Raw genomic sequence first — 14636 nt, 5'->3', positions numbered from 1 at the left:
CCAGGAAGCAACCCACGAAGCAACCGATGTGGCATCGGCCGCATCGCGACGGCTGCCGGCAGTCTGGTTCTCCTCCTCCTGGCAACCGCATGCGGCGGGAGTGAGGACGAGGGCGCCGCCGCGAAGAGCAGCCCGACGAACGTCTCCGCCACCGCGGCCGGCGTCGTGGCACCGGCGAAGGTAGAGGTGATCGCCGACCTGACGGGCTGCAAGGTCAAGATCCGGACCGACGCCGACGAACTGCGCGAGGGCGTCTGCCATACGGAGAAGGGCGACTACCTCATCACGACGTTCCCGCAGGAGAAGTACAAGCTGACCTGGCTGGACGCGGCCGCCGTCTACGGCGGCAAGTACCTCGTCGGCACCCGCTGGGTGGTCAGCGCGAAACCGGCGCTGCTGGAGCAGCTCCGGCCCCGACTGGGCGGAAGGATCCAACAGTTGCGGGGCGTGGGCCCGACTCCTGCCCCGACCACGTCGTAACGCCGCCGGGTCGACTGACGCGGCTCACTCCGGCGCGTCGCTGATGCCCAGCCGCAGATGCTCCACGTGGTACACGGCCTGGTCGAGCAGCTCGGCGACATGGTGGTCGTGCAGCGTGTACACGACCGACCGGCCGCGCCGCTCACCCACCACCAGGCCCAGATTGCGCAGCAATCGCAGCTGGTGCGAGCAGGCGGACTGCTCCATGCCCACCTCGGCCGCCAACTCCGTGGCGGGCAGCGGCCCTTCGCGCAGCCGCGCCAGGATCAGCAGGCGGGAAGGGGTGGAGAGGGCCTGGAGGGTGGTGGCCACCTTGGCGACGTTGGCCGCGTCCAGGCGTACGCGCTCGGTGGCGTCCTGCGCGGTGGTGACGGCTCCATGACCCATGCGGGTATCTTACTCATCGTACCTGAACGCATGAATGCTTCTTCATGTGTCTCCTTGGTCGGCCCGGGCGATCCGGCAGCTCCCAGCGCAGCGGAGGTTGATGTCGGATTCTCGCCAGCCCTCCTCGCTCCGGTGGTCGATGCTGGACGCATGCAGAAGGGGATGCACATCGACACGGAGCGCTGCGTGCGCGCCGTCCAGTCCAAGGACGCCCGCTTCGACGGCTGGTTCTTCACGGCGGTCGTGACGACCGGGATCTACTGCCGGCCCAGCTGCCCGGTGGTCCCGCCCAAGCCGGAGAACATGCGGTTCCATCCGAGCGCCGCCGCCTGCCAGCAGGCCGGGTTCCGTGCGTGCAAGCGCTGCCGCCCGGACACCAGCCCCGGCTCCCCGGAGTGGAACCAGCGCGCCGACCTCGTGGCCCGCGCGATGCGGCTGATCGCCGACGGCGTCGTGGACCGCGAGGGCGTGCCCGGCCTCGCCGCCCGGCTCGGCTACAGCACCCGGCAGATCGAACGCCAGCTCCTCGCCGAACTGGGCGCCGGCCCGCTCGCCCTGGCCCGCGCCCAGCGCGCCCAGGCGGCCCGCCTTCTCATCGAGACCACACCCCTGCCCATGGCGGACATCGCCTTCGCGGCCGGTTTCGCGTCCATCCGCACCTTCAACGACACCGTGCACGAGGTCTTCGCCCTCGCCCCGACGGACCTGCGCGCCCGCGCCCCCCGCAGCAGTCCGGGCAACGCCACTGGCGCGCTCACCCTGCGCCTGCCGTTCCGCGCCCCCCTCAACCCCGACAACCTCTTCGGCCACCTCGCGGCGACCGCCGTCCCCGGAGTCGAGGAGTGGCGGGACGGCGCGTACCGGCGCACGCTCAGGCTGCCGTACGGCCACGGCATCGTGGCCCTGACCCCGCAGCCCGACCACATCGCCTGCCGCCTCACCCTCAGTGACCTGCGCGATCTGACCGTCGCGATCAGCCGGTGCCGACGGATGCTCGACCTGGACGCCGATCCGGTCGCCATCGACGACCAGTTGCGTACGGATCCGCTGCTCGCACCCCTGGTCGACAAGGCGCCCGGCCGCCGGGTTCCGCGCACGGTCGACGAGGCGGAGTTCGCCGTACGGGCCGTGCTCGGCCAGCAGGTCTCCACGGCTGCCGCGCGCACCCACGCGGCCCGCCTGGTCATCGCCCACGGCGAGCAGATCGACGACCCCGAGGGCGGCCTCACGCACCTCTTCCCGGCCCCCGAGGCGCTGGCCTCGCTGGACCCGGAGTCACTGGCGATGCCCCGCACCCGCCGTACGACGTTCACGACCCTGATACGTCAACTCGCCGACGGCGACGTGCGCCTGGGCCCGGACAGCGACTGGCCGCAGACCCGAGCCCGGCTGCTGGAGCTGCCCGGTTTCGGCCCCTGGACGGTCGACGTCATCGCGATGCGCGCCCTCGGCGACCCCGACGCCTTCCTCCCCACCGACCTCGGAATCCGCCGCGCCGCCCAGGAGTTGGGCCTCCCGTCGACCCCGGCGGCCCTCACCGCTCGGGCAGCCGCATGGCGCCCCTGGCGGGCGTACGCCGTCCAGTACCTGTGGGCGACGGACAGCCACCCCATCAACTTCCTTCCCGTGTAAGGAAAGTCAGTGAAACAGCACACCGTCATCGACAGCCCCTACGGACCGCTCACCCTCGTCGCCGAGGACGGCGTCCTGTGCGGCCTCTACATGACCGATCAACGTCACCGCCCACCCGAGGAGACCTTCGGCCGGCGGGACGAGACGCCCTTCGGGCCGGCGATCGACCAGCTGGAGGCCTACTTCGCGGGCGAGTTGAAGGAGTTCACCCTCGAACTGCGCCTGATCGGCACGCCGTTCCAGCGCGGCGTGTGGGAACAACTGCGCCTGATCCCCTACGGCGAGACCCGCTCGTACGGCCAACTCGCCGACGCCCTCGGCAACCCCACCGCCTCCCGTGCGGTCGGCCTCGCCAACGGCAAGAACCCGATCGGCATCATCGTCCCCTGCCACCGCGTCGTCGGCGCGAACGGCAGCCTCACCGGGTACGGCGGCGGCCTGGACCGCAAGAAGCGGCTGCTGGACTTCGAGAGCGGAGCGGCGCTGTTCTAGGGCCTGTCTGACAATTCCCGCCTGCCCCGCGACGCCTGGCACGCGGCTTCGCTCGGCTCGCGCGGGGGCACCCCCATCGAGGGCGGCTCCGGCGCCTTGCGATCGCACGCTCCCCCACGCTCGAACAACCTCGCGCGGGGGGATCCCCATGACGCCGCGGGGCCCGCCCTCCGGGCGGACGACGGGAATTGTCAGACAGGCCCTAAGGGGAGTTCGGCTCAGCCGGCCCGCTCCGCCGCACCGCGCTCAACGCAGAACTCGTTGCCCTCCGGATCGGCGAGGACCGCCCAGCCCCTGCCGTCCGGGGTGCGGCGGTCGTCGACCAGCGTGGCGCCGAGGGTGAGAAGGCGCTCGACCTCCTCGTCACGGGTGCGGTCCTGCGGCTGAAGGTCCACATGTACCCGGTTCTTGACGGTCTTGAGCTCGGGGACGGTGACGAACAGCAGGCCCGCCCCCTCGATCAGCACGTCCTCGTCACCCGGCTTGTCGTCCTCGTGCACGGGCAGGTCCAGCACCTGGGACCAGAAGCGCGCGAGGGCGTAGGCGTCGGCGGAGTCGATCGTCACATGGCGGATGGCAGAGGTCATGAGACGGATTCTGATCCGGTCGGTGAGAACGCGCACCACCTTTTCCGCTCGGCAGCCATGCTACTCGGCGAGTTCGCGCAGCAGCTTCGGCAGCGATGTGCCGATGGGCTCCCGGACGACCTCGTCGGCGCGGTCGTCGTACGGCGTCGGCTCGGCGTTGACGATGATCAGGCGTGCGCCGTGGTCGGCGGCGACGCCCGCGAGCCCGGCGGCGGGCTGCACCTGCAGACTCGTGCCGACGGCGATGAACACCTGGCACGCCTTGGTGATCGCCACCGCCTCGCCGAGGACAACCGGATCGAGCCGCTCGCCGAACATGACGGTCGCCGACTTGAGGATGCCACCGCACTGCAGGCATGGCGGATCCTCTTCCCCCGCCTCCACCCGCGTGAGGGCGTCCTCCATCGCCCCGCGCGCATGGCACTGCGTGCAGAGCACACTCCGAGCGCTGCCGTGCAGTTCGAGCACCTTGCGGGCGGGCATCCCCGCGAGCTGGTGCAGCCCGTCCACGTTCTGCGTGATCACCCGCACCGGCATCCCGGCCCGCTCCAGCTCGGCGACCGCCAGGTGCGCCGCGTTCGGCTCGGCCTTCAGCGTCCGGTTCTTGCGCCGCATCTGCCACGAGCGCCGCCGGATCTCCGGATCGCCCATGTAGTACTCGTACGTCACGAGCTTCTCGGCCTCCGGATCCCGCCGCCACAGCCCGTTCGGCCCGCGATAGTCAGGGATCCCGGAATCCGTGGAGATGCCTGCGCCGCTGAGCAGCGCGACGAGGGGCTTGGTCATGCTGCCGAGGGTAGGACGGGCGCGGCGAAGGCGGCGAATGGATATTCGACCGCCCGGTGTGGTGCCAGCGTCCGGGCATGGCCAAGGTCACCGTGTCGCTCGATGCCGAACTCGTGGTGGAAGTCATGGTCCTGGCGACGACGCGCTGCGTGAGGTGGACATGAAGCCCCGGGACGTCGAGGGCTGAACCTGGCGCCGGTCAGTCCACCCGGTGACCGTTCTCCAGCTCCACCGTCCCGCCGCCGTCCGCGAGCACGTCGAGTGCGGCCAGGACGCGGCGGCCCAGCGCGCCGGGCAGGTACTCCGGGACGTCCTGCGGGGCCACGACCCGCCAGGACAGCAGCTCCTCCTCCTGCAACCGGATCGCCTTGAAGTCGTCCTCGCCGAGGACCCCGCCGTCGTACAGGTACGCCACCAGCGGCGGCCGCCCCGTCCCGTGCACCCAGTCCACCGCGAGCAGCCGGCCGAGCTCCCGGTCCAGGCCGATCTCCTCGGCCGTCTCACGACGCGCGCCCTGCCGCGGCGTCTCACCGTCGTCGGACTCGATCGTGCCGCCCGGAAGCGCCCAGCCCTCGCGGTAGTTGGGCTCCACGAGCAGCACGCGGCCTTCCTCGTCACGGAAGAGGGCAGCGGCCCCGGCGAGGACGCGGGGGAGACTTGCGAGGTACGTGGCGAAGTCTGGCGTGGTGGTCATTGAGGAAGGGTAACCAGTCTGCGCAACCGCGCCGCGGCCTCACGCCCCGCGCAGGGAGGCGTCCCCCCGGCGCACCGTCGCCTGGACCTCTGCCTCAGCTTCCGCCAGCCGCACGGTCCGTTCCGCCAGCTTGCTGATGCGCGCCCCGTCGAAACCGAACACCGCACTGCGCACCGTGTCCTCCAGCGGCTCGGTCCACTGGTCCGGGATCGCCGCCGCCCCCGTCAGCACTCCCGCCACCGAACCGGCCGTCGCTCCGTTGGAGTCGGTGTCCAGGCCGCCGCGCACGGTGAGCGTGATGCTGCGGGTGAAGTCGCCGTCGCCGTACAGGAGCCCGGCGGTGAGCACGGCGGCATTCGGGATGGTGTGGATCCAGCCGAGCCCGGCGGTCTCCTCGGCGACCGTCGTGAGCGTGTCCTCCCAGGTCATCCGGGTGTCGTGGAGCGAGACGACCCGCCGTACGGTGCGGGCGAGGCGACTGCTCGCCGGGATGACGGCGAGGGCCTGGTCGACCGCGTGCCGCACGGTGGGCGCGGTGAACGCCGCCGCGATCAGCGCCGCCGCCCACGTCGCGCCGTACACGCTAAAACCCCGTTCTTAGGGCTACGGGAAGAATCACCCGCCGAGGCAGGCCTGGGAACGGGCGTGGGAGCTTGCCGCTCCTCAGCATCCCGATCGCATGCCTGGTTCTACGGTGTGGGCCGGGTGTCCGGCGCGTCGGGTCGCCCGATCGGTGTCCTGCCGGTGGTGAAGAAGTTGGAGTCGGGCCAGATCCCTCCCGCCGACCACCGCTTTGCGAAGGGCTCCAGCCGCTCTGCGAACGGATCAGCTTTGCTGATGACCAGACTGGTGGCCCACTGCCGGACCGCGCCGGCTACCCAGTCCGCAATCTGGAGCTGCGGCGCCGTGGTGCTGTCGGAGAACGTGACGCCGGTGACGGGCAGGCGCTCCATGGTGCGTCCCGGCCGTGCGGGGTCGGGGAGCCAGTGCAGGTACTGGAGGAAGACCGAGCCGCGGGCGACAGCACTGGACTCGTCGTGAACGAGAGCAAAGTCGCCCACGATCTTCCCCATCTCGCCGCAGACCACGGCCAGGCAGGGAATCGCCGGGTCCAATTCGTCCCGTGTCTCTCCCGAGGCGATCCGGCGGATGATGTCGTCTGCTTGCCCGCGAGTGAGTTCCAACAGTTCGACCCACTCCGTCAGCGGAGGCCGTGTGGTAGCGCGGTAGGCGGAGATCGCAGCGAACAGGTCGGCGGCACTGGCGCGGCTGCGCCGCCGCACTGCGTCAACGAATGTCTGGAGCATCTGGTCGTATGCGCCCGGGTCGCCCAGCACGGGACCGGAAAGGTGGTAGAGGTTGGCCAAGGCGAGCGCGGCGTCACGGTCGTACAGGTTGAATCCCGTTTCGTAAGCCAGGGGTTCGACCAGGACATCGACCATTTTCGTCACCACCATAAACCGCTTGTGCGCGATGAAAGCGACGATGCTCTCGCTTACCAGCGAGTCGAACGCGGCGACCAGAGCGTCTCGGCCTCTGCCCGTTTGGGACAGGGAGGTGTACTTCGGTTCGCCATGCGTGGCGGGCAGTTGAGCCTTGACTTCGTCGACGGTCTGGCATGCCAGGTCGTCATCCAGGTGGATGGCCGCTGCACAGAACACCGGCTGCGCGGCATCGAGAAGGTTCTCTCCTGTGCTGCTGGATTCGTCTCCATGGACCGTGGGTGTTGTCGCCATGGGCCGCAGCATCACCCAGCGTGCCAGCGGTGTCGACGGGTTTACCTTACTCTGTCGCGCACTGGCTGCGAGGCCGCTTCACACGTTCACCGATCATCTGACCATGGCCGTGCCGAAGGCTTCTTGGCCCATTGCGCGATCTCCGTGTTGTGGCCGGTCGTGTAGCGGATCGCCCGCCGGCAGTCGACGTGCGGAGAGGCGCCATCACCGCGTCCCGATCTCCTTGCGCCTGGCTGTCAGTTGCCCGGTCAGGAACGGCAAGGTGCGGCTGGACAGATCAATCGAGGACGGGTAGGCGAACACGCGAAGCTCCTGCCGGACACGGGTAATCTTGATCGAGAACCCGGCTACCAGGAGCTTCGTCGTTGGGCAGGACGGTCCAACTCGCGGTCAGCACGGCCAGCTTCGATAGGCTCACTGCTGACAGAAAAAGCTTAGTGATCGACAAAGTGGGCGATCACCCAGGCACTGACCGCACGGGTGACGCCGGAGAGAAACCCAGCGGCAGCGGCGCGGAGCAGAGTGAGACGGCGAGTCTCGCGATCGGACATGACGGGCCTCCCGAAGGTGTAGGAACTGCTCCCGGACTGGAGCGCAGTTCGACCATCTCGCTGTGGCTCCGCACCCGGAACAGGTTGGATGTTGTCGCGCGGACAACACCGGGTTGTTCCGGGACTAATCAGGGAGCGGGCCGAGAGTGGGCGAGTTGCTGGAGCCGCGCCGCAATGGTCGGCCATGGGCCGCACTGCGCGGTGCCAGTCAAGAACTGAACGAGATCGCCACAACACTTCGCGCCTGGTTGGACGATGCCGGAATCACCGTGGCGGTATTGCACGGTCGCCTGACCCCCGACCATTTTCCGGACAGTGCCGTCCCTGCCCAGCGCAAGCTGTACGACTTCTGCGGGGGCAAGGATCTCACCTGGGCCTTCATCGAGGCCGTGGCTGATGTCTGCACCCCGGATGACGCACCCGCCCAGCGGCAGAAGATAGAGCGGGTCAGGCCCCTGTGGGAAGCCGCCCAAGCAAACCCGACCCCCGTGGGGCAGGAGGCGAGGGGAACCGGCCGGGAGCTAATCGAGGCCAAGGACCGGGTCATCGCGGCGTATCAGCAGATCGATCGCCTGCGACAGGCACAGGCGGACAGCGATCAAGCCCGGGTACGGGCCGAGCACCTCGTGACGCTGTTGCTGAGCATGCTGGGACAGCTGTTCACGAAGATTGGCGACCTCACCCAGGACCGGAACCGGCTCCTCGCTGAACTCGGCCCGGGAGCCGCTGCGCTCACAGCTGTCGAAGACCGGCTACGGGAAGCCAAGGGGCACCGCGCCTCCACCCAGGAGGCCCTGCGCCGCGCGGAATACGAGCGGGACGAGGCGCTGCGCGTGGCGGACGAGGCCCGCCGCGTGGCCCGCCGGCTTCAGGACGAGCTCGACCGGTTGCGAGCCGGGGGCAATGGACCCGACGACACTCTGGCCGCGGCCAGCGAGGAGCCGGACGGGTTCGACACCGCCGGCATCCCGGCCGCGCCCGACCCGGACGAGATGTTCCTGGACGACTACGCCGCAGCCTTGCGCAAGGCCCAGACCGTGCTGGACACCGGCAGCGATGCCCTTCAGGCCGCCGAGGAACAGATCGCGGAAGCGAGCGCCGACCTGCCACCAAACCCCGGGAATGTCATCCGCGGCACAATGTTGTCCCGTACAACCCCGAACAACCCTCTGACCAGCGAAGAATCCGAGTTCGAGGACCGCTACCGCGCGTACCTGACCCAGCGCCACGGCGAGCTGACGATCTTCGGTATGGACTTCGGAGACCGCCGCCACGCCCGTTGGTCCCTGGACCAGAGCTACGTGAGCCTGGAGGTGACCAACGCCGCGCCAGGACCGGTGGACCAGGTGGAACGCGTGGAGCAGGCCCTCGCCGGGCGGCAGCGCACGGTGGTGATGGGAGACGCGGGCTCCGGCAAGACCACACTTCTGCAGTGGTTAGCAATCAACGCCGCGCGGGGATCCCTGCCAAGCCTGCTTGAGCACCTGAACGGCAACGTGCCGTTCGTCCTGCCGCTGCGCTCCCTAGTGTCGAGCAGCTCCTTTCCCCGCCCGGAGGGCCTGCTCGCCGCCGTCGGCTGCCCTCTGGCCGGTGCGCAGCCCGAGGGATGGGCTCGTCGCGTGTTCGAGAACGGACGTGCGCTCGTGCTGGTGGACGGCGTCGACGAGATCGCGCCCGAGCAACGCCCCCTGGCACAGCGGTGGCTGGAGGACACGCTGGCGGCCTATCCCCGCGGCTGCTACGTGGTGACCACACGTAGCTCCGCCGTTCCGTTGCACTGGCTGGATGGCGTCGGCTTCCGCCACCTTGTGCTGCGGCCGATGAGCGCACTGGACGTCGAGAGCTCCATCGCCTTGTGGCATGTCGCCGCCCGAGCGGAGGCGGACGAGCACGAGCGCCAAGCCCTGGTCAGTCTGGAGAGGTCCGTCCTCGACGCGGTGAGGCAAGAGCAGAACCTGGCAGCTCTGGCCACCACGCCCCTGCTCTGCTCCATGATCTGCGCCCTGAACCGGGACCGTCGCGGCGTGCTGCCGCGCGAGGTGATGAGCCTGTACGAGGCAGCCCTGTCCATGCTGCTCGTACGGCGGGATGTCGAGCGCCGTATCGACGCCGTGGAGGGGATCCGGATCGCTCAGCGGGAGAGCGTGCAGTTGCTCCAAACGCTGGCGTACTGGCTGCTTCGCAACAACCGATCCGAGACCAGCGCCGAGACTGCCGCGCGGCTCCTGCAGCCAGCTCTGGTGGCCATGCCCGCCCTCTCCGGCCGTGGTGATCCCCGACAGGTCCTGCAGCACTTGCTCATCCGGAGCGGACTTCTGCGGGAGCCTGCTTTCGGCCGACTGGAGTTCATCCACCGCGCCTTCCAGGACTACCTGGGCGCCCGAGCCGCAGTTGAGGCAGCAGACTTCGGACTGCTCGGTTCTTCGGCCACCCAGGAACAGTGGGAGAACGTGATCAGAATGGCCATCGGCCATGCCCGGCCCCGCGAACGTGCCGAGTTGCTGTCGGCCCTCGTGAGCCGAGGCGACCACGAGGAACCCCATCGTGAACAACTGCACCGGCTGGCCTTCTCCTGCCTGAAGTACGCCACCGAACTCGACCCTGGTGTCTTGGAGTTGGTCCGCCAACGCGCCCCGGACCGCGATCGGTAGCAGCTCTTCGCCGTGACGGGCAGGTGCCGAGTGAACCGGCCGGTTGTTGCTTACATACCTGCCCTGTATGCGGCGGTAGCGGTGATTGTCCCCACGGGGGGTGTGGCGCCACGCATGCTCATCCACGCCTAAGACTTGGACACCCGGGCCCCGGCGGTGATCCGGGCGATCGGCCCCCGGCCGATGACGACGCTCTTCAACGCCCACATCAGCGCCTGTGCGCGCCAAAGTGGGCCTCACTAATGCATTTAGTCGATTTACGGCATATCTGGTTTTGGTTTTATTCCGTCCGCCGCGACACGAGGAACGTGGTCAGGCGCCGCCGCAGCTCATGCTGACGACGTCGGCGGCGCGGATGACCTCGTCGGTCCAGGGTTTGGCGAACTCGCGGGAGATGTCGATGCCGCGCTCACTCAACGTGTTCGGGCGCTCACGCAACAGTCGTTGCCGCTCCATCCGCGTGACCAACCGCGTCTCCATCTGGTCGTCGGACAGGGACGGGGCCCTACCCCCCCCATCCGCATCGCGGATCACATCCCGAATCTCCCGTAGTAGTTCGCGCGGTCGGCTTTCCTTACGCCCTCCAGCACACGCAGCAGCTCCGCTGCTCGGGCAGCCACGGACTTCTCCTCGTCACGTGAAAGCTTCCGCGCGAGATCGGCAGGTACCGCGCGCGGCTCCACCTTGGCCACATCCAACAGGTCCGCTGCCGCATAGTCCCGGTCGTCGTGATCGCGGCTTGCCGCCATTCTGTCGAAGACCGCACGGGTCGCGGCTCGGTGAAGCAGGAGTTGTTTCGCACCGGCTCTGGCCGCGGCATGCACGTACCAGTCCTCCGTGCTCGGCTGGCTGAGCCTGCAGAGCAGGGGGATGGGTACGCGACCGGGAATCGCCTGCGCCCACTGCCACATCACCACGGCCGCGCTGCTGCGCAGGGAGAAATCGGCTGACAGGGCCAGCCTTTCCACGTCTTCAATCTCGATCAGCATGGGGTCCAGTCGGCTGGCAGCCTCGATCAACGAGCAGGTGAGCAGCTGAGTTGTGTGGTCGTCCGTGGTTGTGGCTACCCCAAGCATTGCCTCGACGACGGCCCGCTGCTGGTCTCGGCGCAGAGGCAGGAACAGCCGGTTCACGCGGCGCTCCGCTTTCTCGTGCTCGCCGAGTCCCAGGCTGTCGAGAAGCTGCTCCACTTGCAGCGCAACGTCTGAGACCGACGGGGAACCACCTGACTCAGGAGGGCGGGCGGCGTTCAACTGCTCGAAGGCTTCCTTGACTGCCGTTCCGATCTGGTGTGCCGCGTCGGCGAGCTGTGGCTGCGTCAGATCTGCTGCGTGGTTAAAGCCCAACAGTCGATGCTTCAGCGTTGTGTAGGAGCGATGTGCGGGTGAGTCTGGCATGACGATCGTGAAGTGATCGCCGGGGATGACGCCCGCGTCCGGGAAGGTGCTCTGGGCAGAGGGGCGGCGGACGATGTCGTCCGATTCGCCGGCATAGACCGCGATCGGAATTGGGCAGGAGCTTGGGGTGAGCTCGGTGGCGTGGACGATCTGGCTGATCACCCTGCTCTGCGCGTCCTTCACGTCGCTGCTGAGTGGCTGCAGGCCCCGTAGTTGAGGGTTGCGCGAAGACCAGGGTCGGCGGACCGACAGGAGCAGTTCGGAACCATCGTTCGGGCAAGCGAACATGACGATCCCCTTGATGCGGGCGAGGTCAAGTCCCCGTCCGCGGCCGAGCATACGCGCAAGGTATCGCTGCACGACCAGTCCGCCTTGGCTGTGAGACACGAGAACCAGCCGCTCGTACTCAGCTGCCTCGACGCTCAGATACCCCTGCAGGCTGTCGGCGATGTCGTCGACGTCCGGAATCCGGCGCAGCGGGTTGAGGCGCAGCTTGGGCGAGGCGTAATCGAAGGGCAGGGCGCTCACGAAGCCAAGATCCGCGTCGCCGTCAATGAGCCGCTCGAAGTCGCTCCACACAGCCGAGGAGGAGATGAAGCCGTGAATGAGTACGACACCGACACGCTCGGTTTGTGACTCCACCCTGCCTCCAGGCCCATGTACAAGTGCATCTGCCCTGCCCTGCAACGCAGCGATCAGCTGTGTTTGCAGGCATTCTTTCGTGCCTCGGGTGGCAGTTGGTGATTCTCAAGGCCAAGAGCGGGCGGTCAGGCGTGGTCCGCGCAGCAGGGGGTGGGGTTGGGTACTTCGAAGGGTATCGCCGACGGCGGGCACCAGGGTGAGGACCAAGTGTCCATGTGCGTGTGGTGACTACAGAAGGGCACACCTGCGTATTGCGTACAGCATAATTTTATGCGATCGCCGTAACCATGGATCTGATCGGTGACCTCACAGCCATCCGCATCCCCCTGCCGCAGCCTGGCGATGTCACGCCGGCGGAGCTCTACCCCGACGCCCGCGAGGAGGCCGAACAGGCCCGCGAGAACTACGCGTTCGCCCTCGGGGCCCAGTGTGACGAGGTTCAGGAAGACCCCCTGCTGATCGCCCTCGGCAACGCCCGCGCCGCCCGCGAGGCCGCCGACCGCGAGATCCGCCATCTCCTCGCCTACGGCCGCGAGTTCCACGGCGACCGCCCCTACAAGCTCGAACCGCTCGCCCAGGCCAGTGGCCTGACACCCTCCGGCATCCGCACCGCCTACGGCAGCAGCGAGATCGACAGCGTCGCCCGAGGCATCGGCCGCAGGCCCGACAGCCGCCGCTTTCGCCCCCTGGCCGCACCAAAGGCCTCATGACCGGCGCCTTCGATGCCACCCCGCAGACCTGCACCCGTCTGCCTCCCCGGCCGCCCCTGACCAGCGTCATCGAGGGCACCTGCTACACCGCCGTGCCCGCCCCCGCCCACACACCCGCCTCCGCGCTCTACCTGGCCTGCTGTATGGGCTGCGGCGCCGCCTACACCCGACCGTGGAGACGCCTCGCCAACGCCTCACACGCTGCCGCCTGACGGCTCCGGCTCCGCAACCAGGATCCAGGTGGTCCGACCCCCTGACGGAGCCACCCTCGGCGGGTGGAAAATTTGGGCGAGTCCGTCCGGCGGCAGCCGCGAGCCCTTGGCGCCTTCTGAGCCCAAGAGTTAGTAGGACGCCGGAGGCTCATCGACAGGCAACCGGAAGTGCTGCTTCGAGTGCGCCCTAGGTGAGGCGAACCTTGATTCTTCGCCAGCGGGCAATTCGTGTTCCTGCCCGACGAACTGGAGCGCGACGAGGCCGTGTTCGACGTGGCCCAGTCGACTCCTACAGCGAACCGGCGGTGGGCGGCCGAGCTGGCGCAGTACGAGCCGGTGCTCGACGCGCTGGAGATCTCGCGTGCCGCATACAAGATCGGGAACTCGGCGACGGCACTGGGTGTGATCCTCACCGTGTTCGAGAGTCACCGGGATAAGCTGATTGAGGGCTGGCACGACCCGGCGAGCAGTGAACCCGCCCGCGGTGGCACGGCCCCCTGGAGACAGGGTTCGGCGTGCGGGATGTCCCGGTGGAGACGGGCCACCATGGTGCGGCCGCGATCGACCGTCTGGTGGGGGCCGGTCGTGTGTCGAAGGGCGAGCCTTGGCGCGCCCTTGAGGTGCTGGTCGACCGGATCTCGAAGCGTCGGTGCGGCTTGTTCACCAACTGCCTCCAGGCGTGCCCTACTTACGCAGATCCGCTTGTCGGATCCTCCCGGTACGCTTGATGTGCGAGCCGAGCGCGGAAGGGGGCAGTAACGTGAACGAAGCGTTCCGGCTGCCGCCTCCGTGGCTTGAAGACGAGACTTCCGAGATACCTGCTGCCCGCACGACGCCGACGGACGCCTTGCGGGACGGTGGGCCGGGCTCATCCGTTCAGAGCGGAGTTGTAGCTGACGTCCTGAGCCGAGCGTACGCGGTCTCCGCGCAAGAACTGCAAGGCGAGGAGCGGTGTGAGCCTTCGGTAGCGTTCCGGCCGACGAACCCGTGCCCAGCCTTTGTCTATCGGCACGAAGCCCGACAAGTGTCCGTGCGGGCGCGGCAAGCGGTGCGGGCGGCCTCGCTGTTCGACCTCTACCAAGACCTGTCCCGACGGCGAAGCCGCCCTTCGATCGGCCGCTTTGGTGCCGGGGTCACGATGGTGCTGGGCGCCCGAGAGGCTGCCGACAGGGGTAACGGACTGATCATGGCGTCGGCCGGATCCGGGAAGTCCGCCATGGCGAAGAGCTTTGTGGTGGGGCTGTGGAGCCTACTGCGAGGCGAGACAGTCTTGCTGTCGATGAACGATTTCGACGGCCTGAGCAACAACATGGAATTTCTGCGCATCGAAGAGGCCCGATCGGGCAGCGAGGGCGCGTCCTGGCAGCGCACCGTGTACCTCCTCGGCCGGGTCATCGGGCTCACGCGCGCCCAAGCGCGCAACGTCAAGGGCCTGTTGCTCGCACTGGTGGGGCTGCGCAGCGTGGCCATCCGTGGGCACCGGGACCGACTCGCTCAACTCGGGTCCAGGGGACTGGTGTACCTCCGTACAGCCCTGACGAGCGCGAGCACGCGTAATGCGCCACCGCGTGACGCCGTCGTGCGGATGCTCGGGAAGACCGGGTCTCGAAGCCTGCCGCCCATGTACCGCACAGCGTGACCTTCGCTTGACTCTGAGGTCGCGCCCGGTCCGCGGCCTG

14 protein-coding genes and 1 pseudogene are annotated in these 14636 nt (G+C 68.4%); 7 read left to right on the top strand and 8 right to left on the bottom strand.

Going from position 1 to position 14636, the window contains the following annotated elements; all coding sequences use genetic code 11:
* Positions 1 to 33: 33 nt before the first annotated feature.
* Entirely contained in the window at positions 34 to 480 is a 447-nt protein-coding gene (locus tag ADL12_RS38895; RefSeq protein WP_062712078.1) for a hypothetical protein, read from the top strand.
* A gap of 24 nt (positions 481 to 504) precedes the next feature.
* Here the strand turns inward: ADL12_RS38895 and ADL12_RS38890 are convergent, their stop codons facing one another.
* Positions 505 to 867, bottom strand: coding sequence for an ArsR/SmtB family transcription factor (locus tag ADL12_RS38890; RefSeq protein WP_062711986.1), 363 nt, complete (start codon positions 865 to 867; stop codon positions 505 to 507).
* Positions 868 to 1017: 150 nt separating this feature from the next.
* On the opposite strand from ADL12_RS38890, the gene ADL12_RS38885 reads away from it, so the two are divergent.
* Positions 1018 to 2499 (top strand): DNA-3-methyladenine glycosylase 2 family protein, encoded by a 1482-nt coding sequence (locus tag ADL12_RS38885; RefSeq protein ID WP_279617190.1) that lies wholly within the window; start codon positions 1018 to 1020, stop codon positions 2497 to 2499.
* A gap of 9 nt (positions 2500 to 2508) precedes the next feature.
* Entirely contained in the window at positions 2509 to 2991 is a 483-nt protein-coding gene (locus ADL12_RS38880) for a methylated-DNA--[protein]-cysteine S-methyltransferase (RefSeq protein WP_062711983.1), read from the top strand.
* A 218-nt stretch (positions 2992 to 3209) separates the two neighbouring features.
* On the opposite strand, the gene ADL12_RS54505 is transcribed toward ADL12_RS38880, so the two are convergent.
* The 5 genes and pseudogenes from ADL12_RS54505 to ADL12_RS38855 all read right to left on the bottom strand — a co-directional run bounded on the left by ADL12_RS54505 (position 3210) and on the right by ADL12_RS38855 (position 6794).
* Entirely contained in the window at positions 3210 to 3578 is a 369-nt protein-coding gene (locus ADL12_RS54505; RefSeq protein ID WP_062712072.1) for a VOC family protein, read from the bottom strand.
* Positions 3579 to 3638: 60 nt separating this feature from the next.
* Positions 3639 to 4364 carry an SIR2 family NAD-dependent protein deacylase gene (locus ADL12_RS38870; RefSeq protein ID WP_062711979.1) on the bottom strand — a complete coding sequence of 242 codons (726 nt, stop codon included), beginning with the start codon at positions 4362 to 4364 and terminating at the stop codon, positions 3639 to 3641.
* A gap of 199 nt (positions 4365 to 4563) precedes the next feature.
* Positions 4564 to 5058 carry an NUDIX domain-containing protein gene (locus tag ADL12_RS38865; RefSeq protein WP_062711977.1) on the bottom strand — a complete coding sequence of 165 codons (495 nt, stop codon included), beginning with the start codon at positions 5056 to 5058 and terminating at the stop codon, positions 4564 to 4566.
* 39 nt (positions 5059 to 5097) lie between these two features.
* Positions 5098 to 5649, bottom strand: a pseudogene (locus ADL12_RS38860) (ADP-ribosylglycohydrolase family protein); the annotation flags it as partial.
* A gap of 98 nt (positions 5650 to 5747) precedes the next feature.
* Positions 5748 to 6794, bottom strand: coding sequence for a DUF3800 domain-containing protein (locus tag ADL12_RS38855; protein ID WP_159053421.1), 1047 nt, complete (start codon positions 6792 to 6794; stop codon positions 5748 to 5750).
* Positions 6795 to 7623: 829 nt separating this feature from the next.
* Here ADL12_RS38855 and ADL12_RS38850 point away from each other — a divergent pair.
* On the top strand, positions 7624 to 9996 hold the full coding sequence (locus ADL12_RS38850; protein ID WP_159053420.1) for an NACHT domain-containing protein: 2373 nt from the start codon (positions 7624 to 7626) through the stop codon (positions 9994 to 9996).
* Positions 9997 to 10308: 312 nt separating this feature from the next.
* On the opposite strand, the gene ADL12_RS57265 is transcribed toward ADL12_RS38850, so the two are convergent.
* On the bottom strand, positions 10309 to 10476 hold the full coding sequence (locus tag ADL12_RS57265; protein ID WP_244188207.1) for a low molecular weight phosphatase family protein: 168 nt from the start codon (positions 10474 to 10476) through the stop codon (positions 10309 to 10311).
* Positions 10477 to 10526: 50 nt separating this feature from the next.
* Positions 10527 to 12035: an esterase/lipase family protein gene (locus tag ADL12_RS38840; RefSeq protein WP_062711967.1), complete on the bottom strand. Its 1509-nt coding sequence runs from the start codon at positions 12033 to 12035 to the stop codon at positions 10527 to 10529.
* A gap of 287 nt (positions 12036 to 12322) precedes the next feature.
* On the opposite strand from ADL12_RS38840, the gene ADL12_RS38835 reads away from it, so the two are divergent.
* From ADL12_RS38835 to ADL12_RS38825, 3 genes are all read left to right on the top strand, one after another.
* Positions 12323 to 12745, top strand: coding sequence for a hypothetical protein (locus ADL12_RS38835; RefSeq protein ID WP_062711963.1), 423 nt, complete (start codon positions 12323 to 12325; stop codon positions 12743 to 12745).
* Positions 12742 to 12957, top strand: a complete 216-nt coding sequence (locus ADL12_RS38830) for a hypothetical protein (RefSeq protein WP_062711960.1) — start codon at positions 12742 to 12744, stop codon at positions 12955 to 12957. Before ADL12_RS38835 ends, ADL12_RS38830 begins: the two co-directional genes overlap by 4 nt.
* 760 nt (positions 12958 to 13717) lie before the next feature.
* Positions 13718 to 14596 carry a hypothetical protein gene (locus ADL12_RS38825; RefSeq protein WP_159053419.1) on the top strand — a complete coding sequence of 293 codons (879 nt, stop codon included), beginning with the start codon at positions 13718 to 13720 and terminating at the stop codon, positions 14594 to 14596.
* Positions 14597 to 14636 lie beyond the last annotated feature (40 nt).

Origin of the sequence: Streptomyces regalis, assembly GCF_001509475.1 — a bacterium.
GTDB lineage: Bacteria > Actinomycetota > Actinomycetes > Streptomycetales > Streptomycetaceae > Streptomyces > Streptomyces regalis.
This window is presented reverse-complemented; position numbering and strand designations above follow the sequence as displayed.

Excerpts from the sequence above, each read along its gene's own strand:
- ADL12_RS38885 (WP_279617190.1), top strand. The coding sequence starts at position 1,018 with ATGCAGAAGGGGATGCACATCGACACGGAGCGCTGCGTGCGCGCCGTC.
- ADL12_RS54505 (WP_062712072.1), bottom strand. The coding sequence starts at position 3,578 with ATGACCTCTGCCATCCGCCATGTGACGATCGACTCCGCCGACGCCTAC.
- ADL12_RS38870 (WP_062711979.1), bottom strand. The coding sequence starts at position 4,364 with ATGACCAAGCCCCTCGTCGCGCTGCTCAGCGGCGCAGGCATCTCCACG.
- ADL12_RS38890 (WP_062711986.1), bottom strand. The coding sequence starts at position 867 with ATGGGTCATGGAGCCGTCACCACCGCGCAGGACGCCACCGAGCGCGTA.
- ADL12_RS38865 (WP_062711977.1), bottom strand. The coding sequence starts at position 5,058 with ATGACCACCACGCCAGACTTCGCCACGTACCTCGCAAGTCTCCCCCGC.
- ADL12_RS38855 (WP_159053421.1), bottom strand. The coding sequence starts at position 6,794 with ATGGCGACAACACCCACGGTCCATGGAGACGAATCCAGCAGCACAGGA.
- ADL12_RS38835 (WP_062711963.1), top strand. The coding sequence starts at position 12,323 with ATGGATCTGATCGGTGACCTCACAGCCATCCGCATCCCCCTGCCGCAG.
- ADL12_RS38830 (WP_062711960.1), top strand. The coding sequence starts at position 12,742 with ATGACCGGCGCCTTCGATGCCACCCCGCAGACCTGCACCCGTCTGCCT.
- ADL12_RS57265 (WP_244188207.1), bottom strand. The coding sequence starts at position 10,476 with ATGGAGACGCGGTTGGTCACGCGGATGGAGCGGCAACGACTGTTGCGT.